This window comes from Oceanispirochaeta sp. (assembly GCF_027859075.1).
Classification (GTDB): Bacteria; Spirochaetota; Spirochaetia; order DSM-2461; family DSM-2461; genus Oceanispirochaeta.
Genome location: NZ_JAQIBL010000344.1, coordinates 1 through 22513 on the forward strand (window position 1 = coordinate 1; position 22513 = coordinate 22513).

Below are 22513 nucleotides of genomic sequence, written 5' to 3' on the forward strand. Positions count from 1 at the left end.
GTATCGCAAGATACATGAGGATGATGAAGCGAAGAGTGACAAAGCAATAGATAAAAGATCAAAGCTAATCTGGTGATTTTAGCATTGAGGTTATACCCGTTCCCATCCCGAACACGGAAGTCAAGCTCAATCGCGCCGATGGTACTGCTACGGTGGGAGAGTAGGTCGTCGCCGGTTTAAACAATTAAAAAGCCCCAATCTTCTGATTGGGGCTTTTTTGCGTCCAGGCGACGACCGTAGCAAGTTGATTGCGCAGCAAACAACGTTGACGCAGCCCGCAAGGGCGTAGTGAGTCGCCGGTTTAAACTTAAGCCCCTTGTCATTATGACAAGGGGTTTTTCTTTCCCTCACCCCCAACCCCTCTCCCGGAGGGCGAGGGGGGAATGTTTTTATTCGGGCCTGGTCATAAATTCTTCGGATTTATTGCTTGGCCATGCATCCTGGATGGGGGCTGCACCCCAAAAAGTAAAGGATTATTCTTCTGATCGAAGCCGCCGACCGAGCTGAAAGCGCAGAATAGCCCAGCTATTTGAGCATTGAAGCGAGGAGGAAGGCATAGAGCAGGAGAAAAAGACTGCTTTTTGCGAACACGGAAGTTAAGCTCATTGGCGCCGATGGTACTGCTACGGTGGGAGAGTAGCCTGTTCATAAATCCTTCGGATTTACTGCTCGAGTATGCATCCTACTCTGGTCATAAATCTTTCAGATTTACTGCTCGAGTATGCATCCTACTCGGCCATGCTGCCTGGGTCGTGGCCGGTTTAAACAATTAAAAAGCCCCAATCTTCGGATTGGGGCTTTTTATCGTCCTGCACAATTATACAATACCTGTGAACAAAATATATGCTAATCTTGAAGTGGGAGGAGGACCGTGAGACCTTCAGTCAATGTTCAGTATTACAGGCCTGAGAAAATTCCCGGCATTGAAATTGCGAGAATTGAGAGCAGTAACCACTGTTTTCCCAGACATTTTCATCAGCATACTTATTCTCTTGGCCTCGTTGATATTGGAGCCAGTTATTGTCTTGACAAACGTTCTGAGGCCTTGACCAGCGGGTGCACCACAGCTCTTATCAATCCCGGTCAGATACATACAGGAATACCCTATAATGATCAAGTCATAAACTACAGGATGATTTATATAGCCGAATCGTTTCTCAATAATTTGGTTTATGAAATTACCGGGAGAACTGAATCCTTCGAGTTTAAAGGTCTTGTTTCTGATGATTCATTTTTGCGGGGAGGTTTGAATCAATTGTCACAGCAGATCATCCTGGAATATCCCCTGATGGAAATTGAAAGTTCCCTACTCACTGTTTTTTCCTATCTCTTCGGTGCCAATATGAGAATCTCATGCCCTGATCCTGTATCAGATAGTGTTTTTGAAAGAGCTAAATCCTCTCTTGGTGCCAATCTTAATCAGACACTTTCTCTTGAAGATATGGCCAATGATATGGGTTTAAGTCGCTATCAGTGCCTGAGGGGATTCAAGAAAAAATTTGGTTTGACACCTCATTCCTATCGGATTCAGATGCGACTGGAAAAAGCCGCCTCTCTGATACGTTCCGGTACGGGTTTACTGGATACTGCAATGATGACGGGTTTTACGGATCAGAGTCACTTTTCCAAGGTTTTTAAGAATTATTACGGTGCGACACCCTATCAGTTTGCATTGATTCAATGACGATCTTTGCATCAGCTCCCCGGTGAAAAGCCTGAGACATGCAGGGTTTCAGACTTTCCTGGTCATTCGATTCTTTAAGTCTCCCTCCCAGTAGGACTATCTTGATCAATTTAGACTTATCTAATCTAGGGCTGGGTTTTAATATATATCAAAAAACATTTGACATTGATTGAATTCGCTGAAAATATTCAATAATTTCTTATCAAAACAGATCATTATTCCTCTATGCTTCCTTGTCAAAAAAGTATGATATCACTATACTTTGACAATATTTATTTAAACTTACACAAACCATTGGAGGATCAAAATGGCTAAAATTAGAGTTGGTTTTAACGGAATGGGAAGAATTGGGAAGAATGTAATGAGAGTCATTACATCTCAGTTCAATGACCAGATTGAAATTGTTGCAGGAAATGATCTCGTTTCCGCAAAAGAAATTGCTGAAGGACTCCCTAAGGATTCTATTCACGGAAAATTTCCTGTTGATGTTAAATTGATTAGTGATAATGTAATCAAGATCGGTCAGCATGAAGTCACTGTATATGCTGAAAAAGACGCTAACAATATTCCCTGGGGAAAACACAATGTTGATGTAGTATTGGAATGTACTGGTTTCTATCTGACTACAGAGAAAGCTCAGGCTCATATCAATGCCGGCGCCAAGAAAGTAATCATTTCTGCACCCTGTAAAGATGATACAAAAACAGTTGTTATCGGTGTTAACCACACAACTCTTACAGCTTCTGACAAGATCATTTCCAATGCCTCTTGTACAACAAACTGTCTGGCACCCCTGACAAAAGCCGTAGATGACAGTTTTAAAGTTATCACAGGTCTGATGTGTACGACTCATGCTGCTACTTCAACTCAGAGAGTACAGGACTTTTTTGGTGGTGGTAAGAACAGAGCCACACTGAATAATATTATTCCTGCTTCAACTGGTGCTGCTATTGCTGTTGGTAAGGTTCTTCCTCACCTGAATGGTAAACTTAATGGTACAGCTCTCCGTGTTCCAACTGATACCGGTTCGGTTGTTGAAGTTGTTTACCTTCTGGAAGGAAAACATACTGTTGACGAAATCAATACCAAGGTTCTCGCCAATGCTGCAAAAATCAATACCAGCTCTCTCATGGGCAAGGTTTTGGATGTAAGCGACTATTACGAATGTTCCAGAGACTGTGTTGGTGAAGTATGGAGTTCTATGTACATTCCCGGAAACACATGTGTTACCGAAGCCGGTGAGAATACTCTGGTCAAGATGACTTCTTTTTATGACAATGAAATGGGTTACTCAGCCAGAATGGCTGAACTTTCTCAGATCTTAGCCGTACTGTAAGAACAACAGAATCTAATTTAAAAACGTCCGGGAAACCGGACGTTTTTTTTTGGAGTTTTATGTATTTTTGATTACATTTGATTTGATTGAAAGAGAGGTTGACCGTGATCGAACTGACAGAACTGAAAGAAATACAGGATTTAATGTCTTCTGAGGGATTTCATTTGTTTTATTTATCCCGCCCTGCCTGCGGAGTCTGTAGTGTTGTTAAGGCAAAAGTAATCGAAATGCTTCAATCATTTCCCGAGATAAAATCCTATTATATAAATCTTGATCTGGTGCCTGAGGCGGCGGGTCAATTCTCCATATTTACCATACCGGGCATTCTTCTCTATGCAGAGGGTAAGGAAATAATCAGGGAGGCCCGATACCTCTCCATCTCAGATTTGGAAAGGCAGATCTCCAGGCCTTACGAACTCGCCTTCAACTGAGCGCTCAGATCAAATCTATTATGTTATAGAAACATATCAGGATGATGAGAACCATAACGGACATAAACAACCTGTCAACTGCCTTATGGCTCATTCGGAGTGACATGATGGCGCCGAATAATCCGCCAGTAAGACCGCCAGCAATCATTAGAATCACTATAAGAGGATCAAACACGGGAACTCTGCCGCTGACGACTGTAAAGATGAGGCTTGTCATCTGAGAAAAGAAAATTACAAAAATTGAATTCAAGGCTGCTGTTTTGCTATCCATTGAAAAGATAAAATAAAGAATTGCCAGATTAATCGGTCCTCCTCCAATTCCTAAAAAAGAGGCCAGGCTACCGAGCAGGAAACCAGTAAAAAGTGTGAAGAGGATGCTGTCTTTATGTCGGGGAGTGATCTTATCCTTGAAAAAAGTAAATATAAAAACAGAAAAGGTTAAAAGGAGTAAGAGGGTAGACTGGGATATTCCGATAATCCGGTCATCACCAAATCCCAATCTAATGACATCAAAGAGCTGCTTCCCTGCCAGTCCTCCGACAATGCCCCCCAGAGCCAGAAGGGACGCTGTTTTCTTATTGATCTGCCCCTTTGTGTGCCTGCTGCGTATTAGAGTGACCGTTGTCATCGATAGTACAGTACTTCCAGAGAGAAAACTGATGGTAGCCACCGGAAAGATGGAAATAATATCCAGGACCGGTTTGATTATAACACCACCACCAATGCCGCTGATGGCACCGACTATGGAAGTAGTGAACGCTATAATGAGATAAAGAAAAGACATAAAGATTTAACTCCAGTGATGATTATTCTGTGGGAGGGAGGATTATTACAACTCGTCCCTGTCTCAAGAGATTACGATTGTGTTCGGATGAAATCAGCTTCTTGACAACTTCATCAGGAAGGATCAAATCAGTTCTATTTTTACCATATACCATGGACGCCATGGTTCGCAGGGGGTATATACCAATTCTTTCCCTGCTTTCTGCCAGATCAAAAGAGTAAGTATATCCTGCATTTCCCCATTTTTTCACGGCCTCGGGTTCTGTCATTTCTACACTGTGAATCAGATTCATGGATGAATCATACAGCCTTGGAAAGAGGCAGGGATTCAGGAGAACCTGCTGTTCAACATTTCCTTGATAGGGAAGTTTCTCGGCGGCATAGATGATGATACCCGAAAAATCTTCATTAGATGTGTATAGGGGAATAACCGGGGAAGGATAGGGTTTCGTGTGCTTGATAATAAGTTCAGCTAGATCCGGAAAGATTGAAAAGGTATAGCGGACAGTGAGAAATTTTCTATCAGCTGTGGCTGTTGTGAAAACTTTTTCCATCTTCTGTGACAGGTTTTCAAGCTGCCTGAGCAAGACGGGATTTTCTGTAATCAGGCTGGAAATCATATGAGTTGAATCGACTCTTAGATCTTGAAGTACCTGTCCTGTTATCACGGGAGTCTCCCTGGCGATATACTGTTCTGTTTTATATCGCCCCGTAGGCTGATTGGGTTCTTCTTCGATGGGAGCCGTGATATCCAGTTGGAACTGAGCTGTGAACCAGTCGATATGACTTGAAATCTTCAGTTCTGATTGAGCAGAAAGGAAAGATACATTTAGAATCAATAGAAAAAATAGGCAAAAGGTTTTCATTGTATTTTCCTCAATCACCCGAGGCTGGAACATTTAGAATCATACCGGGCATTATGACCGTATTCAGGGGCATGCGGTTCCCTGATGCGAGTTCTTCGGGGCTTGTTTTAAACTGACGGGATATACCCCATAAAGAATCACCCTCCAGTACAGTATAGCGTCCAGTCCAATGATCTGCCATCCCGGAACTGACGATTCCTTTTCTGTCGGGAATATTACTGTGTACCAGAGGAATCAGCAGGACCTGTCCGATCCTGAGATGAAGGCTGCTTATACCGGGATTGTATTCATAAATCATGTTGACTGGGATTCGGTACCACTGAGCCAGTTCGGACAAGGTGTCTCCGGATTGAACGCTGTATCTTTTAAACTCGAGTAAATCACTCTCCTCATTCAGGATTTCCCGAATGAGGCTGCTATAATGTGCTGGCACTTTTAATTTATATCCACTGGATGCCGGAGGAGTCACCCCATAGTTCAGCTCACTGTGAGCCTTGAGAAGAAGCTGTTCATCCATACCGGATTTTGATGCAATCCGACGGATATCGACACTTTTCTCGATGGGAATCCTTTCCCAGACCATATTGGACTGCCATAAAAGGGGAAGTTTATGAGCTCCCTTGCTGTTGCATAGCAGAACTACCGCCGCCAGTTTCGGAATATAATTCCTTGTTTCCCGAGGCAGCAGTTCCTTGTCTATCAATTCCCAGTAATCTCTGATGCCCGAGGAGGCAACAGTCCGTTTTACCCTATTCAGACCGCAATTGTAGGCGGCCAGGGCAAGGTTCCAATCTCCCGTAATATTGTAGTTGTATTGCAGTTTGTCCAGGGCCGCTTCTGTTGCCTTCCAGAAGTCCCTACGGTCGTCTCTCCAGACGTCCACCGTTATATCATAGGGATCAATGCTGTTCATCATAAACTGCCAAAGACCGGCAGCACCGGAACGAGAGAAAGCGTCAACACGGAAAGCCGACTCTATAATTGGAAGGTACAGGAGTTCAGGCGGCATGTTTTTTTCTTCCAGCATCCGGGCAATAAAGGGAATAAAGGGTTCGGCTCTTATCAGACAACGCTCCAGATAGGCCAGCCCTTCCCCTTCTGAGAAGTAGTCTAAATACAATTTTACCTGAGGATGATCCGGAAGGCCTCCAGTCCATATTTTTTGATTGATGTGCTGATCTTTATTCTGAAAATCCGATTGTACGGGCACAGGGGGGCGATGATCTGAACGGGTGGGAATCTCCGTCCCATATCCTGCAGACAAGGGAAGTGTGAGTAAACACAGCAGTGTTATAGTTTGTCTCCGAAATATATGCCAGCCCATTCCCATCTTTTATTAATCTCCGGATCTATAGGATAATTGATGCGGTTAAAGTACAGATACCAGATTTTGATTCTGTAGGACCAACCACCAGTCCTCAAGAGTGCTTCATTCTCATTTGAATCCGCCTCAAGTTCTCTATTATACCAGACTGAAGATTTGAGGAAATAAGCCAGTTCCATGGGGATTTCTGTAAATGGATCGTAACGGTCCTGTCCCCAGCTCATCATAAAAAAATCTTCAGCTCTATATCTGATTAATCGGCTTCCATTTCTTGTGTGGATAGCATATTTTATGGAATCAACCAGACTTTCCAGGGAATCCCGTGTCCACTCCTTTGCAGAGTAATGAAAGTTGAGATAGTGATTGACTTCGTTGTAGACATTGGGCATCCCCGCAATGCTTGTTGTGGGGGCTTCCAGGAATTTTTTATAGTTGTCTATCGACTCATCCCAGAGGCCCTCAGACTCATAAGATTTTGCCAGATTGTAATATACCTGGCCCCTGTCAATATCTCCTGAAAATCTGCTGAGCAGTTCGTTGTAGTAGCCAATTTTTTTTAAAGGCTTATCTGAATGGAACTTCAAAAGCTTGTTCAGGCTGTAGTAGTGGATAGACTGTCCTCTTATGATGAGGTCCTCATAATTCTTTAGAAGCCTGTTGTAGTAGATGGCCGCAATATCTATGGCCCCTTCTTCCTCATATATTGTACCAAGGAGAAGAAGGTAATAGCCGCTATAGCTGTCATCAGGAAATCTGTAGAGTTGATCATTGAGAAAATGTTTCAAAACTTCAGATTCTTCATCCTGTCTGAAACGAGAGATGATCTGTTCCATAATACCATAACGGTAGGTATCATCCTGATTAACATCCAATAATGCCAGAAGGGCTTGAACTTCCCTATCCGCTTCTTCATTTCCCGTTTGGTAGGGCAGAATACTCTTTTGGGAGCTGCAGGAAAAAAGGATAAAAAATAGTAGAGGGAGTAAATTCCGGGCGTGTTTCATTCCATAATGATTTTATCACAGGGCTCTGACCCGTGACAAGTTACCCTCTGTTCATACGTCTGAACCGACTGGGGCTCAGGCCTGTCTGCTTTTTGAACATACTGCTGAAATACGCTTCATTATCGTAGCCTGATTCATGGGCAATATTTTTTATTCTCCAGTCGGGATGCTGCACAAGGAGGGCCTTGCTTCTGTTGATGCGGTAACTGTTCAGGTATTGGAAAGGGCGGGTGTGAAGAGCCTTTTTAAATAGTGTACACAGATGTTGAGGTGTTACATTCAATACCGCGGCCAGATCGGATATGGAAATAGATTCTTTGTAATGTACCTCAATATATTCAAATACATCATAGAGTTTGTTATGCCTGAGGGCTCTGGAGTCATCTTCCTGGCTGGTATAACGGTACAGATCGGTCACAAAGGAATAAACCAGATTGGAGCATTCCAGAAACTTCAGACTGTGACCTGAGGTCAGCAGGTGCATTCCTTTTTCTACCTGCGCATCCAGATCTTCCCGGTGACTGATAGCATAAATACCGGTCCCGCTGATCTTAAAAGTCTTAAGAAGGTTTTCAATATGATAGCCTCCGAAAGTGAACCATGAGACTATCCAGGGTTGCTCTATGGCCCTGTATTTGTGTGAATCCCCTGGAAAAATCATCATACCTTCACCCGTCTGGATCTCCCTTTCTTCACTGTCTCCCAGAGAAACAAGGCCTTTTCCCTGCATGACATGAATCCACTGATAATAGGGGTAACCGAAAGGACGTGATATTTCTTCCTGTTCATAGTTGTATCCTACGCCTACAAGATAGAAGGGGAGTTGTTTTTCCATTTCTGTCATCACAGAAAAGGCATAATTCAGTTTCTGTAGCTTCATATATTGATATTTATCTTCATAAAAATTATTGTTTTTCCTTGATTGATAATAATATAAAAAAAAACTCAACACAAGGTAAATGTGAAACTGCACTCTTTCTACAGCTCATTAGACCATTCCTTTGTATATCCTTCTGAGTAGAAACGGAGAACTGTAGATCTTCATATATTGATACTTTTCTGAAAATATCAGGGTTGACCGGAAGGGGTATCCAGGTAGATAATTTATTATAGACTAAGAAAATAGGTCTAATAAGGAGAGAGTATGAAAAAATTATTATTTGTTGTAACAGCCCTTCTTTTCGCTGCTGCAAGTATCCCTGTTTTTGCTTCTGGAGCTCAGGAAGAAGGGTCTGCAAAAAGCAATATCATTATCTATAACTCCATGCATGGCGACCCCCTTCCCAGAGAAGCGGACGAAGAAGTCATTAAAATGTTTTCAGAAGAATATCCTGATAAACAGGTCATCCACTCCATTGTGGCTCATGAAGACTTCAAGCAGGCTATCCGGGCTTATCTTTCCTCTTCCACTCCTCCCGATCTGCTGACCTGGTTTGCAGGGAACAGAGCCCGTTTCTTCATTGATAAAGGCCTGATTATGGACATCAGTGATGTATGGGAAGAACAGGGTTGGAATGAAACCTATGCCAAGGGATGGCAGAGCATGAGTTCTGTGGATGGAAAGAAATATTTCCTCCCCACCTCCTGGTACTGGTGGGCCGTATACTACAGACCTTCCGTATTCGAAAAATACGGTCTGGAAGCTCCCAAAAGCTGGGATGAATTCATGGATGTCTGTGACACTCTGGTCGCCAATGGCGTGAAACCCTTTGCGATCGGTACAAAATACCGATGGACCGCCGCCGCCTGGTTCGACTATTTCAATATGAGAATCAATGGACCCGAATTTCATGTCAATCTGATGCTGGGTAAAGAAAAATACGACGATCCCCGGGTGAAGAAGGTTTTCGCCGAATGGGGAAGCATGATCGACAAGGGTTACTTTATTGATGATCCTGCCGCCTATTCCTGGTCTGAAGCTATCCCCTTTATGCTGGATGAAACGGCAGCCATGTATCTCATGGGTGACTTCATAAGAGATTCCTATCCTGCAGACCAGCACGATGATCTGGATTTCTTCCGCTTCCCCATCTATGACTCTTCTGTTCCCGTGGGTGAAGATGCTCCGACTGACGGATATTTCATTCCCGCCAACACCGCCAATCCTGAAGGAGCCAAACAGCTCATCGCCTATTTCGGTTCCAAGGAGATTCAGGAATATTTTGCTGAAAAAATGGGCCGTCTGAACACTAACAGCGAAGTGGATATGAGTCTGTTTAATGAAAATCAGCAGAAAGGAATCAAAATGATCAACAACAGTGACTTTGTCGCCCAGTTCTACGACAGAGACACAACTCCCGAGATGGCTAACAAAGGAATGGATGCCTTTATGGAAATCTGGGAAAAACACACAAAAGCTGATATCGACCGGATTTGTGCCAGACTGGAAAAAGACAGACAGGATATCTTTACCGAATAAGTTCTGCCTATAAGTTTTAACAGGCTGTCGTCCTTTGTCCTCAACAAAGGACGGCGGCCTCTTTTTTTAGAGGAGGTTCTGTTTGAAACACAACAGAGAAATCAATAAGGATCTGGTACCATGGCTGTTTCTGGCTATTCCCCTCTTGATATATTTTATCTGGGTCATCGGTCCCATGTTCTACACTTTTTATCTGAGTTTTACCAAATGGGACGGTTTATCGGCTCCAGTATTCAGCGGATTTCGAAACTATTCACATCTTTTAAGAGACCCCGTGTTTTTTGTATCCCTGAAAAACAATTTTATATGGATAGCCTTTTTTATTACCGTTCCCGTTGTCCTTGGATTGGGACTGGCTATGATTCTGAATCGGAATGTGCCGGGATCACGCTTCTTCAAAGCCAGTTTTTATTCCCCCATGGTGCTTTCCCTGGTTGTCTGCGGTCTGGTCTGGTCCTGGTTCTACAATCCAACACAGGGTCTTGTGAACGGTGTGCTTCGATCTGTGGGGCTTGAATCCTGGGCACAGGGATGGCTCAGTGATCCCGATCTGGTTCTTGGTTCCATCATCACCGTAGCCATATGGCGTCAGGTGGGTTATGTCATGGTTCTCTATCTGGCCGGACTACAGAGTGTGGATTCATTTCTGGTTGAAGCCTCCAAGATAGATGGTGCCAACGGCTGGCAGACTTTCTGGCATGTCATCATGCCTCAGCTGCAGCCCATAACCATTGTTGTTGTGGTCATCAGTATCATTGACTCCCTCAGGGCTTTTGACCTGGTCTCCGTCATGACCCGCGGAGGCCCCTACAACAGGTCCAGTGTGCTGGCCAACTTTATGTATATCGAGTCTTTTAATAATTACAAGATGGGATACGGTGCTTCTGTGGCGGTTATCCTGTTTTTGATCAGTCTGGCCTTTATTCTTATGTATCTTAGTCAGATCAATCATGATGAAGAAATCTAGGGGAAAGAAATGGTATATAAAGATAATAAAATATTAAAAGCCCTGGGCTTCTTATTCCTGGCGATCATGACTTTTGTCTGGCTGCTGCCCATGATTGTGGCTGTCCTGACATCCTTCAGGACTAACAACGAGCTTCTGACTCAGGGGTTTCTGTCCTTTCCTGAAAAAGTCAGTTTTACAAGCTATCAGAATGCCTGGACCCGAGGACAACTCAGACTGTTCCTGCCCAACAGCTTCATCATCACCTTTCCGGCTCTGATTTTTACACTGGGACTTTCCAGTCTGTCCGCCTATGCTCTGGCCAAATTCCGATTCAAAGGACGCAGGCTGATCCTCTCAGTCTTTGTCGGAGGAATGATGCTTCCCTTTCAGATCCTTCTGCTGCCTGTGTTCAGACTGTCTGAAAAAATAGGAATTTACGATACCTACTGGGCTCTTATCGCCATCCATACGGCTTTTCAGCTGGGTTTCTGTACCTTTGTTCTTCGGAATTATATGGTCACCATACCCAAGTCTCTTTCTGAGGCGGCCAGGATTGACGGCTGTCATGAATTTAGAATCTACTCTCAAATCATTATGCCCCTGGTTCTGCCTGCGGTTGCAGCCATTGCTACACTTGAGTTTACCTGGATTTTTAATGATTATATCTGGGCTCTCATTCTTGTGAGAACCAGTAAAATGATGCCTGTCACGGCAGGGCTGGCCATCCTGCAAGGACAGTACGTCATGGACTGGACTGTTATTATCGCCGGGGCGCTGATGGCAACCATCCCGACAATCATTGTCTTTATATTTCTACAGCGTTATTTTATCCAAGGCCTGACAATGGGGTCTAATAAATGAAAGAAACGCGTCGCCAGGGCCTCTGTTATGGTGGGGATTATAACCCCGAACAATGGCCGGAAGAAATCTGGGAAGATGACATCCGTCTGATGAAACTGGCAGGCGTGAACTTTGTGTCTCTTGGAATTTTCAGCTGGGCCCTTCTTCAGCCTTCGCCAGATCACTTTGATTTTTCATTTCTCGATAAGATAATGGATATGCTGGCAGCGGCGGATATAGGAGTGGATATGGCAACGCCGACGGCCGCACAGCCCCCCTGGCTCTCCCATAAATATCCGGATATATTGCCTGTCAGCATCGAAGGAATGCGCTACAGCTATGGCTCCAGGCAGTGTTACTGCCCTAACAGCAGCCATTGGAAAGAGGCGGCTTCATTCATAGCACGCAAGGTCGTGGATCGCTACAAGGACCATCCTGCCCTGGTGATGTGGCATATCAATAATGAATACACCTGTCATGTGCAGAGTTGTTACTGCGATAATTGTGCTGATGCCTTCCGAAGCTGGCTGAAAGAACGTTATGCATCGGTCGAAGGGGTCAATAAAGCCTGGGGTACACGATTCTGGAGTCAGTACTATTATCAATGGGATGAGATCCTCCCTCCCCGCAGGACTACGGCCCAGCCCAATCCGGGGCATGTGCTCGATTACAGACGATTTATGAACGATTCAGTTCTGGATCTCTACCTGATGGAAAAGAAAATTATTGAAGAACTTTCTCCTGATGTAGAGGTTATGACCAATTTTATGATGACCTGGAAAGATCTTAATCTCTTTCAATGGGCCGGAGAGGTGGATATTGTCACCTGGAACTCCTATCCAGATCCTGATCCGGGTTACGATCCTTCCTGGACTGCTCTGGATCATGACATCATGCGGAGTCTTAAGCAGGGGCAGCCTTTTATGGTGATGGAGCAGGCACCCTCCCAGGTGAACTGGCGGGACGTGAACCGGGCCAAGGCTCCGGGGATGATGAAGCTTTATTCCTACCAGGCCATGGCTCACGGAGCAGATGGACTGATGTTTTTTCAATGGCGCCAGTCCCGCAGAGGATCAGAGAAATTTCACAGCGCCTGTGTCACCCATACAGGGGATGAGCACTCCCGTGTGTTCCGTGAAGTTGTAAATCTTGGTTCTGAAATGAAACTGCTCGCAGGATTGAAGGATGCAGAATATCCAGCCGAAACAGCGATTCTACTGGATTATGAAAACTGGTGGGCCCTGGAATATGAAAACAATCAGAGCTCTCATGTAAAATACCTTGAGAATCTCCGCTACTTCTACAAATACTTTTATGATAATCATATTCCTGTGGATTTTGTACATCCTTCGGGGAATCTGGACAAATACAGGATGATTGTTGCGCCTTTCCTTTATATGCTCCAGGATGATGCGGGCTCCCAGTTTTCAAAATATGTAGAGCAGGGCGGACATCTGGTGGTCAGCTGCGGCAGCGGACTGGTGGATTCTCAAGAAGCCGTGTTTGAGGGAGGTTATCCGGGACCCTTGAAAGATGTTCTGGGGATACGGGTGGAAGAGTTTGATCCCCTCTATCCCGGCCAGCGTGTTTCCTTCAGTTTTTCCGGTAAAGAGGGACTGCCTGATGCCGGGGGAGATCTATGGCAGGACCGCATACACTGCGAGGGCGCTCAGGGGGAAGCCTGGTTTTCCGAAGGGCCCATGAAAGGCTTCCCGGCCATAACAAGCCATGTTCCAGATGGATCTAAAGAAGAGGGAAGCGGAAAAGCCTGGTATCTGGGAATACGTCCGGATAAGGAGACACTTTTCAGACTCTTTGACAGGATTGTAGAGGACGCGGCAGTACATAAGGTTATGAGCCGCATTCTCCCGGGTCAGCTGGAAATCACAAACCGCAGAAACAAAGAGGGACTCTGGTATTTCCTTATGAATTTTTCAGATGAGACCGTCGTTCTGTCCCTGGATTCAAAATCCATGATAAACCCTTTGACGGGTCGCAAAGCGGGTCCTCAAATTTCTTTGAGTCCCCTGGAAACTGCCATACTTCTGGAAAAAAAACTGACTCGGTAGTTTAAGATCAGAGATCAGTCTGTGTGACAGATATCCCGGAAAGTTTTCAGGAATAGATCGGCATTTTTGGGATTCTGACCCGATCCCTGCCATAAAGGCCCTTTTCCGCCGCCTTTACCTTCTATCAGACTCAGACACTTTTGTTGAAATTCTTCAAAGTTCAGTGTTTTATGCTGGGGCAGGTGAAGGGCCCAGTTCAGATGGCCTTTATTCTCCGTGCAGATCAGAAATGAGAGATCCCGTGTAGAACTCAGGTTTTTGACTATCCCTTTAAACAGCGCAGGAGGACAGTCTTCCAGTTCCCTTGTAATCAAAGGGGGATAATAAAATACAGAACCGCTCAGGTCATGACTGATTCTTTCCGCTTCTTTTTCCATCAAAGTTTTTAACATCTTGTGCTCCTTCTGTTTTTCTGAAATCAGGGCTTCCAGCCGGGTGGCCGTTTCTTCAGGTTTAACCGAGAGGAGGGTACTGATTGTCTCTAAACGGTCAAATCTCATTTTATAATCATCATAGGCAGGGGCGCCGATTTTCCACTTTAATCTGAGACGGGATCTTATTTTCTCCATACCTGTGTATTTGATCAGGCCCAGGTCAGATGTATTTTGAACATGGAGACCTCCGCAGGGAGTCTGATCCAGACCGACGATGGATATGAGTCTTATATTCTCAATTTTATCTGTATCCCGCCGGAGATTATAGGCCGACAGTTCTTCTTTTGTTTTGACAACAATGGATTGAACTGGACGGGCTTTACGTATTTCCCGGTTCACCCCTTCTTCCAGGGCCAGCAGATCTTCCTTGTTCAGCTCCTGTTTCTCCACTTCGATGGTTGATTCCTCAATACCCAGATGAACCGATACGGTCGGGGCATTGCATATTTTCAGAAGCAGGGCGGAGATGAGATGCTGCCCTGTATGCTGAACAGTAAAATGATCTCTGTACTCCCGGTCCAGGATCATGCTGATTTCCGGTGAGTCCGGTTTTTTTTTCATGGTGTGAAGAATCCTGTCCCCCTCCTTCTGCACATCCAGCACCGCTTCCCCATTGATCCGGCCTTTGTCGGCGGGCTGTCCTCCCCCTTCGGGGTAGAAGAGGGTGTCTTCAAACTCAAGGAACCAGAGAGACTCCTTTAGTTCGGCAGAGATCAATCGGGTCGTGAGTGAATCACTGAGAGGATTTTGATAATAGTCCGCATTTTTCATAACCCGAATTTTACCCGATCCGGGGGAACAATGAAAGAAAAAGCTTTCTTTTCCTTAAAGGAACTTCTGAGTCAATGCTCCTTACCAATCGAAGATCCTCTGCAAACTCATATATCCAAACGGGCAATCCCTGTTCCAAGGTTCTGAATAATGATTTTTCCCTTCCCGGGAGATATGATGATTTCTTCAGACGCCTGTAGAATCATATCGGGGCTACCCGGCCATGTGATCCATAGGGTTCCTCTCTGGCAGAGTATTTTTCTGCATCTTTTCAGAATGGCTGTTTGTTTTTCCTGTAATGTATAGCATGTCATATCTGCTCCTTGTTCTACCCTCATCAGTTTGCAGGAGTTGTCAGTAAATAAGGAGTAACAAAGCACAGGAATTTTATTGATTCAATTGTTCCTGGGATCAACTGTGTCCATAAAAAATAGTTTAATCTGGTCCTTTTGTTGAAAAAATGGCTGTATTAGTATAACAGTTATGATTATGGCAGAACAAACAAAGGCATACCGGTATCAGAGAGTGGCCGGGAGAATTGAGAATATGATTCGGGAGGGAACTCTCAAAAGCGGCAGCAGAATCCCATCGCTCAGGGATATGTCTTCTCTTATGGGAGTCAGTCTGAATACGGTCAGGGAAGCCTACAGTACCCTGGAGGCACAATACCTGATTGAAGCCGTCCCCCAGTCCGGGTATTTTGTCCGGACTTTGCAAAAGGAGCTGAAAGCCCTGCCGGCGGTGGACCCTTCCCGTAATGATCCTGAAAATGTCAGCCTCTGCCGGGTGATGAGCAATTATCAGGAAGCCGGAGGACTGGATTCGGAGACTCAGATGGGAGTTTCATCGTTAAGCGCCGGATTTTATCCCTCAGCTCAGCTGGCTCGGATTTTACAGGATGTGGCCCGAAACAGCGGCAGTCTGGCTTTTGACTACCATATGCCGCCGGGATACCGCCCCTTGAGAGATCAGGTGGCCAGGATCAACGGGGAGGAAGGAACCTGCTTTCAGGCTGATGATGTGGTCATGACCAATGGATGTCACGAAGCCGTTTTTATGGCTCTCCAGGTCTTATGCAAACCCGGGGATACTGTAGCCGTTGAGAGTCCCTGCTATTTTAATTTTTTCCAGATGCTGGAAGCCCTGAATCTTAATGTTGTGGAAATTCCCTCCGTTTCGGGGGATGGATTCTCAATAGATACGCTCAGATTTGTACTGGAAACCCAGAAAATCAGTGTTTTCTTCTGCATCCCCAATTTCAGCAATCCCCTGGGAACCTGTCTGAGTCTTGAGAAGAAAAGCGATTTGGTCAGGCTGCTTCATGAATTTAGTGTTCCTATGATCGAAGATGATATATACGGTTCCCTGTATTTTGGAAATAACAGGCCTCCCACCTGCTATTCCCTGGCTGAAAAGGATGATGTGATCCTCTGCTCCTCATTTTCCAAGAACCTCGGGCCTGGTCTCCGTACAGGGTGGATCGTACCCGGAAAATACAGAGAGGATATCATCCGATTGAAAACTCTTTTGAATCTGGGGAATAATTCTATTCAGGAGCTATGTCTGGCCCGCTATCTGGAAGGCCGCTCCTATGTTAAACACATGAAAAAAATCCGCTCCATACTGGGGCGTCAGATGCTACAGGCGCGAAAAAGTATCATCGAAAGCTTTCCTTCGGGAACCAGAGTCAGCTCACCCGAAGGAGGACTGGTTTTCTGGGTGACATTGCCCGGTGTTTTTGACAGTATGGAACTCTACAGGCAGGGAATGAAGGAAAACCTCTTCTTTGCCCCGGGCAAGCTTTTTTCCCTGAAGCGGGATTACAGCAGTTCTCTCAGGTTGAACGGAGGGAACTGGAATCCAAAGACAGAAGAAGCTGTCAGGCGGCTGGGTGTACTGGCTGCCTCTGTGGCTTCTCAGACACTCTAGGAACTGATATTATAAGGGTCTATGAGTACAGTAAAATTAAAAAACCCTGGAATCGTCGCCGTTGATCTGGACGGAACACTCCTCAAGTCGGATCATACCCTCTCTCAGAGGACTATTGAGACCCTGAGAGTTCTGGAAGATCAGGGAAGCCGTGTTGTGATAAGCACAGGCCGGAGTTACGAGGGAATGAAACACTTCAAGGATCAGATCGGATTGAAGAATCCAGTTATCTGTTATAACGGGGCCATGATTGCCGATGGCTCTACGGATTCAATCCTCCACCACTGGCTTCTTCCTGCGGATATTACCAGGGCGGCTCATCAATTTGCCCGGGAAATGGGATTTCATTTTCAGGTTTTTCAGGATGGAGAGCTTTATTTTGAAGCCAGAGGAGAGGAGGCCGAATACTATGAAGCCTCTACAGGACTCAAGGGCCATCTCACTTCCTTTGATGACTGGGAGAATCTGGAAGTCACCAAGGCTTTGATGATCCTTTCTCCCTCAAGAGAACCGAAGATCTATCATGAGCTGTCTGCGGCCGAGTCATTTTTTAAGGTGATATACGGAGTAAGGCTATACTGTGCTCTCTCAAAACCTTTTTACCTGGAGTTCATTAATGGAAAGGGGTCTAAAGGGCATGCATTGCATCAGGTAGGCACGGATCTCCATGTTCCCCGTGAAAGTATTGTCGCCTTCGGTGACGGATTTAACGATTTGGAAATGCTGGATTACGCCGGAATGTCCGTAGCCATGTCCAATGCTCCCGAGGGAGTCAAGGAACGCTGTACTCATGAGACATCTCTAAGTAATGATGAAGATGGAGTCGCCGATTTTATCGAAACCTACTTTCTTCAGGAAAACTGTCGGGTCCTTCCATAATCACTTCCTCGGGAAAGCGGTGCCGGATTATATCCATCATACGGAGCATATCAATCTGATACTTTTCAAAGAGGTTCAGTTCATTATGCAGGGCCATCAGTTCTCTCCCCTGAGACACACCCTGCATGATGTACATCAGCTCCCTGTTATTCAGAAAGTGAGAGATCCTCTTCCATATTTCCATCTGGAGGGTGGGGGGTTGTTGATCTATCCATTGTTGAACCGTCATGCCCCTACTATACCTAAGACATTCGCTGACTGTAAAGCTTATGGGTCAAAGGACAGTCACACATTTAGGATGTATACTTTGAGCATGATGATCCCTCCCTCCTTCCTGTCCGGCCTGGACCGTCTTTGTATCGATGCCTCCAGCATGATTTACCATCTGAAAACCGGAATCCTGGGTTCTCTGGCAGCCGAAGTTCACCTCATCTCTACACCCCAGGTCATTGCAGAAGTGGGCTGGCCCCATCTTCCGGTGACTTCTATGGCTCTGGCCGACACTCCTATCAGTAACGATGCGTCTCTTTTGATCCTGGCCAGGAGGGAAGGAGTTCCCCTTCTCTCGGAAGACAGAGAAATCCTCGAAACAGCCGGAAAAGAGGGGATGGAATATTACAATACATTGATGATGCTCAATTATCTCCTTTTAAAAAAAAGAATCCTCCCTGCCGACTATCCCGAGTATCTGGAACGTCTTAAAGAGTGCTCCCGGTACAGCCAAAAAGTGCTGGACTATGGCCGGCGGGTGTATGAAGAAATCCTGTCATTCAATTCCCAGGCTTAATTTTTAAATACTCATTGACAATCCCCGGGTAAATAGTTTATTTTCTAATAGTTTGAAATCAAACAATTAGAAATCTTATTGAATCCGGGAGGATCCGATGAACAGGGAATCAGGTGAAGAGACTTTCTCATCCCCATTTATTCCGCATTACTTTTACAGATTCAACTATCTGCTGATGAAGGACTTCAGGCCGGAATGCCTGGAAAACCTTAAGCTGAACAAGACCAACGGCAAGACGCTGATGGTTCTGTTTCGCAAAGGCAGTCGGACCATGAGCGAACTGGTGCAGCATATGAATATAGAAAAAGGGTCCATGACTTCTGTGGTGGATCACCTCATTCAAAGGGATCTGGCCGTGAGAGAACGGGATCAGATGGACCGCCGCAGGGTGATCATCAATCTGAGTGAGGACGGCCGGACCCTGGCACGGGAACTGGAAGGGGAAATGAATAACTACATCCTGTTTAAACTGAACCTGCTGGGTGAAGAGAGAAAAAACGCGGTGAAAGACTTTGTAAGCATCGCCAAAGAAAGTATCGAAATTTGGGAGAATCAGTGTGAAACATGATCATAAAAGGACTTTTGAGTCCGAATCAATAGGTAAATTACTCTTTAAGATGGCCCTTCCCGCTACTATCGGGATGATCGTCAATGCCCTCTATAATCTGGTGGACACCATCTTTGTGGGTCATGGTGTCGGTGCCATGGGGATTGCAGGCCTGACCATAGGATTGCCCGTGCAGGCTCTGATCGGCGCCCTGGGAATGACCTTCGGTACAGGGGCGGCGTCCATCATCTCCCGCCGGCTGGGTGAAAAAAGACCGGAAGATGCAGCTAAAACGGCGGTAAATGCCTTTGGCCTGGCTTTCATTTTCAGCATGATCATCATGGCTATTGGAGAAATCTTCATTGATCCCCTGCTGATACTCTTCGGCTCCAGCGAGACGATCCTTCCCTTTGCCAGGGAGTATATGAGAGTCATCCTTATGGGATCTGTTTTCCTGTCTTTTGCCATGGTGGGGAATAATATTGCCAGGGCCGAGGGGCAGCCAAAGATTGCCATGCTGACCATGGTTATCGGAGCGGGTCTGAATATTATTCTGGACCCGATTTTTATCTTTGGCCTGAATATGGGCATTCGCGGAGCCGCCATCGCGACAGTCATCAGTCAGTTCTTTTCCTTTGCCTTTATTATGCGTTTTATGATGACCGGCAAGAGTCATCTTCCCCTCAAATGGAAATATATCAAGCCTGATCTCACACTCATGAGGGAGATCAACATTCTGGGGATGCCGACTCTGGCCCGACAGGGTGGAATGAGTCTGCTGGCCCTGGTCATGAACAATGTTCTCAAACACTACGGTGGAGACATGGGCATTGCGACTTACGGGATGATTAACCGTCTCTTCATGTTTACCCTGATGCCCATTTTTGGAGTCGTACAGGGGTATCAGCCCATTGCCGGCTACAGTTACGGTGCCAAACTGGTAGACCGCCTCAGAGAGGTGAACATCAAGGCTTTCCAGACAACCTGTACCATGTCCTTTCTCAGTTTTCTGGTTCTTGAAGTGCTGGCGGGATTTCTGATTCGCATGTTCACCAGCAATGATGAACTGATCCGCTTAGCCGTTCCTGCCCTGCGGATTTCTTCCATGGGCATTGGTCTACTGGGACTGCAGGTCATTGGTTCCACCTATTTCATGAGTGTGGGCCAGGCGTTTCCCGCCTTCTTTCTGAGCCTTTCAAGGCAGTTTGTGTTCCTGATTCCCCTGGTTCTCATTCTGCCCCATTTTCTGGGACTTAAAGGCATCTGGATTGCCCTTCCAGTGGCGGATGTCCTGTCTGTAACATTGACCATGACCTGGTTTACACTAAGCTGGCAGAAGACGAAGCAGCGGCTCACAATGGAGGCTGCTGCACTCTAAAACCGGTCTTCCGCTTTTCATACCTTTGGTTTATGATAGGGGCATGAAAATTCTGATCCTGATTCTGAGCCTGTCGAATCTTTTTTTCTGTAGTTTTTCCGCATTTGCCGAGACAGCATCAAGCCCTTCCAGTCCTTCTGCCCGGGAGGATCTGTCAAGTCTGGCCAATTTTCTGGGGCAGCCCCTGGAACTTGTTCTTGAAACCCTGGGTATGCCGGAGGACATGTTTTCGGTCCGGGGACCATCGGAAGGACAGGATTCTGTCGTCTTTCTTTATAAAAACCGTCTCTCCTTTTACTGGGCTGACAGGCATGTCTGGCAGGTGAGGGCCGATAGGGAATTCCTTTCTGAGAGAAGGGCCCTCTTCTTTGGGATGACCAGGGAAGACTCGGTTCGCCTCCTGGGAGATCCGGACCTGACAAAAGAGGATCTTTCCATCTATACCCTTCCCCAGAGGGGATATCCCGTAGCCTGTGCCCTCTATTTCGAGGATGGCTTGAGCGACCTCTATGTGTACCGGAGTGATTTTTGATGACCCGCCTCTGTTTGACCCTCTGCCGTCCCACACTGGAAGAAAATCTTGAGGATCTGAAAAACAGTTCTCCCGATCTGGCGGAGCTCAGGATCGATCTACTGACCGACCTGGAAAGCTACCCCAGGGGATCTCTCCTTTCCTTTCCTGAAAAAGCAGGACTCCCTCTGATCCTGACCTGCAGGAAGACCGCCGATGGAGGTGCCTGGAGTGGAACAGACAGTCAAAGAGAAGCTCTCCTTCTGGAATTGATGGAAGGAGGATACTCCTACATTGACCTGGAAGAGGACGAGGATTCAAAGGCACTGCACCGAAAGGCCCGGGAGAAGGGGATTCTGATTATCCGCTCCTTTCATGACTTTCTTTCTGTGCCGGAGGATCTGGAAGAACGCCTTGAGTCTATGAGTCATCGCGGTGACCTGGTCAAGGCAGCCCTTATGCCCCGGGGGATCAATGATCTTCTGATCCTTTTCCAGGCAGGCCGTACCTGGCAGGAGAGGCATCCCGGTGAAGACCGTCTTATCATCCTGGGAATGGGTGCCTATGGTGTACCCAGCCGGATACTGGCTCCCCTGATGGGATGCTTTCTGACATTCTGCTCTCCCCCGGGAGCCGAAGCGGCTCCCGGTCATATGAGCTGGGAAACCCTCCATGAACTATACCGGGTTCAGGAATTAACAGCCGAAACAGGCCTATACGGAATCATCGGAAACCCTGTCCTTCACACCCGCTCTCCTCAGATTCATAATCCCGGTTTCCGGGCGGCAGGCATCAATGCCGTCTATGTTCCTTTCACTGTGGACGACCTGGATGCCTTCTTCACTCTGGCCAATTTTCTGAATATCTCCGGATTTTCTGTCACTGTACCCCATAAGGAAGCCGTCAGAGCCTTTCTGCAGCAAGAGGATGAGGCTGTTCAGGTTGTGGGTGCCTGCAATACTGTGGTTCGGATGAAGGGCTCCAGGCAGGGGTGGGAAGGTTTTAATACAGATGTGATCGGTTTTATTGAACCCCTGAAAGAGAAAATCCCTACACTTAAAGAAAAGAAAGCCGCCGTGATCGGTGCCGGCGGTGCCGCCCGTTCTGCGGTCTTTGCCCTTCTACAGGAAGGTTGTGAGCTGAGCATCTTTAATCGCAGCGAAAACCGGGCTCTCCAGATGGCGGAAGAATTCTGCTGTGCCGGAGGTTCCTTAGACTCATTTAAGGAAAAAACTGATAGTGGGGAAACTTATGACCTGATCATTCAGACCACCACTGTTGGAATGGGTGAGGGAAAACCCGAAGAAGAGCAGGAGAATCCCATACCCTTTTTTGCTTTTACCGGGAAAGAAGTTCTCTACGATATCATCTATATACCCCGGGAGACCCCGCTGATGGCGAAGGCTTCAAGAGCCGGATGTACCGTCCTGGGAGGCATGCCCATGCTTCTGGAGCAGGGCAGAGCTCAATTCCGCCTGTTTACTGGCACCAATCTATAATTTCAGTAGCTTATAGAATTCATAAGAATGACCATAAGGGTACAAAACAGAATCCCTCCAAAGGCGACCACTC

General features: G+C 46.1%; 22 protein-coding genes and 1 rRNA gene. 15 read left to right on the plus strand and 8 right to left on the minus strand.

Features of this window, described 5'->3' with window-relative positions:
• The first annotated feature begins 68 nt into the window (after positions 1-68).
• From rrf to PF479_RS19410, 4 genes are all read left to right on the plus strand, one after another.
• Positions 69-177: ribosomal RNA gene (gene rrf, locus PF479_RS19395) — 5S ribosomal RNA — on the plus strand.
• 694 nt (positions 178-871) lie between these two features.
• The gene (locus PF479_RS19400) at positions 872-1684 is read left to right on the plus strand and encodes an AraC family transcriptional regulator (protein ID WP_298010353.1); all 813 of its coding nucleotides are present in this window, start codon (positions 872-874) and stop codon (positions 1682-1684) included.
• A gap of 307 nt (positions 1685-1991) precedes the next feature.
• Entirely contained in the window at positions 1992-3020 is a 1029-nt protein-coding gene (locus PF479_RS19405) for a glyceraldehyde 3-phosphate dehydrogenase NAD-binding domain-containing protein (protein WP_298010355.1), read from the plus strand.
• 104 nt (positions 3021-3124) lie between these two features.
• Positions 3125-3451, plus strand: coding sequence for a co-chaperone YbbN (locus tag PF479_RS19410; protein WP_298010357.1), 327 nt, complete (start codon positions 3125-3127; stop codon positions 3449-3451).
• 4 nt (positions 3452-3455) lie between these two features.
• On the opposite strand, the gene PF479_RS19415 is transcribed toward PF479_RS19410, so the two are convergent.
• From PF479_RS19415 to PF479_RS19435, 5 genes are all read right to left on the minus strand, one after another.
• Complete coding sequence (locus PF479_RS19415; protein WP_298010359.1) at positions 3456-4235, minus strand: sulfite exporter TauE/SafE family protein; 780 nt, start codon at positions 4233-4235, stop codon at positions 3456-3458.
• A gap of 22 nt (positions 4236-4257) precedes the next feature.
• A complete protein-coding gene (locus tag PF479_RS19420) occupies positions 4258-5100 on the minus strand; it encodes a hypothetical protein (protein ID WP_298010362.1) in 843 nt (280 codons plus the stop codon).
• 10 nt (positions 5101-5110) lie between these two features.
• Positions 5111-6220 carry a LysM peptidoglycan-binding domain-containing protein gene (locus PF479_RS19425; RefSeq protein WP_298010364.1) on the minus strand — a complete coding sequence of 370 codons (1110 nt, stop codon included), beginning with the start codon at positions 6218-6220 and terminating at the stop codon, positions 5111-5113.
• Positions 6221-6390: 170 nt separating this feature from the next.
• The gene (locus tag PF479_RS19430) at positions 6391-7428 is read right to left on the minus strand and encodes a tetratricopeptide repeat protein (RefSeq protein ID WP_298010366.1); all 1038 of its coding nucleotides are present in this window, start codon (positions 7426-7428) and stop codon (positions 6391-6393) included.
• A gap of 40 nt (positions 7429-7468) precedes the next feature.
• Positions 7469-8308: an AraC family transcriptional regulator gene (locus tag PF479_RS19435; RefSeq protein ID WP_298010370.1), complete on the minus strand. Its 840-nt coding sequence runs from the start codon at positions 8306-8308 to the stop codon at positions 7469-7471.
• Between the two features lie 264 nt (positions 8309-8572).
• On the opposite strand from PF479_RS19435, the gene PF479_RS19440 reads away from it, so the two are divergent.
• The 4 genes from PF479_RS19440 to PF479_RS19455 all read left to right on the plus strand — a co-directional run bounded on the left by PF479_RS19440 (position 8573) and on the right by PF479_RS19455 (position 13705).
• A complete protein-coding gene (locus PF479_RS19440) occupies positions 8573-9847 on the plus strand; it encodes an ABC transporter substrate-binding protein (protein ID WP_298010372.1) in 1275 nt (424 codons plus the stop codon).
• An 82-nt stretch (positions 9848-9929) separates the two neighbouring features.
• Complete coding sequence (locus PF479_RS19445) at positions 9930-10814, plus strand: carbohydrate ABC transporter permease (protein ID WP_298010374.1); 885 nt, start codon at positions 9930-9932, stop codon at positions 10812-10814.
• A 9-nt stretch (positions 10815-10823) separates the two neighbouring features.
• Positions 10824-11657, plus strand: a complete 834-nt coding sequence (locus PF479_RS19450) for a carbohydrate ABC transporter permease (protein ID WP_298010376.1) — start codon at positions 10824-10826, stop codon at positions 11655-11657.
• Complete coding sequence (locus PF479_RS19455) at positions 11654-13705, plus strand: beta-galactosidase (protein WP_298010379.1); 2052 nt, start codon at positions 11654-11656, stop codon at positions 13703-13705. Before PF479_RS19450 ends, PF479_RS19455 begins: the two co-directional genes overlap by 4 nt.
• A 14-nt stretch (positions 13706-13719) precedes the next feature.
• Here the strand turns inward: PF479_RS19455 and PF479_RS19460 are convergent, their stop codons facing one another.
• Positions 13720-14910, minus strand: a complete 1191-nt coding sequence (locus PF479_RS19460) for an alanyl-tRNA editing protein (protein ID WP_298010381.1) — start codon at positions 14908-14910, stop codon at positions 13720-13722.
• 107 nt (positions 14911-15017) lie between these two features.
• The gene (locus PF479_RS19465) at positions 15018-15224 is read right to left on the minus strand and encodes a hypothetical protein (RefSeq protein WP_298010383.1); all 207 of its coding nucleotides are present in this window, start codon (positions 15222-15224) and stop codon (positions 15018-15020) included.
• Positions 15225-15399: 175 nt separating this feature from the next.
• On the opposite strand from PF479_RS19465, the gene PF479_RS19470 reads away from it, so the two are divergent.
• Both PF479_RS19470 and PF479_RS19475 read left to right on the plus strand, forming a co-directional pair.
• Positions 15400-16839 (plus strand): PLP-dependent aminotransferase family protein, encoded by a 1440-nt coding sequence (locus PF479_RS19470; RefSeq protein ID WP_298010385.1) that lies wholly within the window; start codon positions 15400-15402, stop codon positions 16837-16839.
• Positions 16840-16860: 21 nt separating this feature from the next.
• Positions 16861-17718: a Cof-type HAD-IIB family hydrolase gene (locus PF479_RS19475; RefSeq protein ID WP_298010388.1), complete on the plus strand. Its 858-nt coding sequence runs from the start codon at positions 16861-16863 to the stop codon at positions 17716-17718.
• On the opposite strand, the gene PF479_RS19480 is transcribed toward PF479_RS19475, so the two are convergent.
• On the minus strand, positions 17672-17947 hold the full coding sequence (locus tag PF479_RS19480; protein ID WP_298010390.1) for a hypothetical protein: 276 nt from the start codon (positions 17945-17947) through the stop codon (positions 17672-17674). The two genes, PF479_RS19475 and PF479_RS19480, sit on opposite strands and share 47 nt — an antisense overlap.
• Before the next feature lie 78 nt (positions 17948-18025).
• On the opposite strand from PF479_RS19480, the gene PF479_RS19485 reads away from it, so the two are divergent.
• The 5 genes from PF479_RS19485 to aroE all read left to right on the plus strand — a co-directional run bounded on the left by PF479_RS19485 (position 18026) and on the right by aroE (position 22440).
• Positions 18026-18505 carry a hypothetical protein gene (locus tag PF479_RS19485; protein WP_298010392.1) on the plus strand — a complete coding sequence of 160 codons (480 nt, stop codon included), beginning with the start codon at positions 18026-18028 and terminating at the stop codon, positions 18503-18505.
• Between the two features lie 97 nt (positions 18506-18602).
• Positions 18603-19073, plus strand: coding sequence for a MarR family transcriptional regulator (locus PF479_RS19490; RefSeq protein ID WP_298010395.1), 471 nt, complete (start codon positions 18603-18605; stop codon positions 19071-19073).
• On the plus strand, positions 19063-20430 hold the full coding sequence (locus tag PF479_RS19495; protein ID WP_298010398.1) for an MATE family efflux transporter: 1368 nt from the start codon (positions 19063-19065) through the stop codon (positions 20428-20430). Before PF479_RS19490 ends, PF479_RS19495 begins: the two co-directional genes overlap by 11 nt.
• A gap of 43 nt (positions 20431-20473) precedes the next feature.
• Positions 20474-20962: a hypothetical protein gene (locus tag PF479_RS19500; protein ID WP_298010401.1), complete on the plus strand. Its 489-nt coding sequence runs from the start codon at positions 20474-20476 to the stop codon at positions 20960-20962.
• A complete protein-coding gene (gene aroE / locus PF479_RS19505; protein WP_298010402.1) occupies positions 20962-22440 on the plus strand; it encodes a shikimate dehydrogenase in 1479 nt (492 codons plus the stop codon). Before PF479_RS19500 ends, aroE begins: the two co-directional genes overlap by 1 nt.
• Positions 22441-22513: the final 73 nt, after the last annotated feature.

What these genes read in the sequence shown, in the direction of transcription:
- PF479_RS19405 (WP_298010355.1), top strand. Translation starts at nt 1,992, where the DNA reads ATGGCTAAAATTAGAGTTGGTTTTAACGGAATGGGAAGAATTGGGAAG.
- PF479_RS19415 (WP_298010359.1), bottom strand. Translation starts at nt 4,235, where the DNA reads ATGTCTTTTCTTTATCTCATTATAGCGTTCACTACTTCCATAGTCGGT.
- PF479_RS19420 (WP_298010362.1), bottom strand. Translation starts at nt 5,100, where the DNA reads ATGAAAACCTTTTGCCTATTTTTTCTATTGATTCTAAATGTATCTTTC.
- PF479_RS19430 (WP_298010366.1), bottom strand. Translation starts at nt 7,428, where the DNA reads ATGAAACACGCCCGGAATTTACTCCCTCTACTATTTTTTATCCTTTTT.
- PF479_RS19435 (WP_298010370.1), bottom strand. Translation starts at nt 8,308, where the DNA reads ATGAAGCTACAGAAACTGAATTATGCCTTTTCTGTGATGACAGAAATG.
- PF479_RS19440 (WP_298010372.1), top strand. Translation starts at nt 8,573, where the DNA reads ATGAAAAAATTATTATTTGTTGTAACAGCCCTTCTTTTCGCTGCTGCA.
- PF479_RS19450 (WP_298010376.1), top strand. Translation starts at nt 10,824, where the DNA reads ATGGTATATAAAGATAATAAAATATTAAAAGCCCTGGGCTTCTTATTC.
- PF479_RS19455 (WP_298010379.1), top strand. Translation starts at nt 11,654, where the DNA reads ATGAAAGAAACGCGTCGCCAGGGCCTCTGTTATGGTGGGGATTATAAC.
- PF479_RS19460 (WP_298010381.1), bottom strand. Translation starts at nt 14,910, where the DNA reads ATGAAAAATGCGGACTATTATCAAAATCCTCTCAGTGATTCACTCACG.
- PF479_RS19465 (WP_298010383.1), bottom strand. Translation starts at nt 15,224, where the DNA reads ATGACATGCTATACATTACAGGAAAAACAAACAGCCATTCTGAAAAGA.
- PF479_RS19470 (WP_298010385.1), top strand. Translation starts at nt 15,400, where the DNA reads ATGGCAGAACAAACAAAGGCATACCGGTATCAGAGAGTGGCCGGGAGA.
- PF479_RS19475 (WP_298010388.1), top strand. Translation starts at nt 16,861, where the DNA reads ATGAGTACAGTAAAATTAAAAAACCCTGGAATCGTCGCCGTTGATCTG.
- PF479_RS19480 (WP_298010390.1), bottom strand. Translation starts at nt 17,947, where the DNA reads ATGACGGTTCAACAATGGATAGATCAACAACCCCCCACCCTCCAGATG.
- PF479_RS19490 (WP_298010395.1), top strand. Translation starts at nt 18,603, where the DNA reads ATGAACAGGGAATCAGGTGAAGAGACTTTCTCATCCCCATTTATTCCG.
- PF479_RS19500 (WP_298010401.1), top strand. Translation starts at nt 20,474, where the DNA reads ATGAAAATTCTGATCCTGATTCTGAGCCTGTCGAATCTTTTTTTCTGT.
- aroE (WP_298010402.1), top strand. Translation starts at nt 20,962, where the DNA reads ATGACCCGCCTCTGTTTGACCCTCTGCCGTCCCACACTGGAAGAAAAT.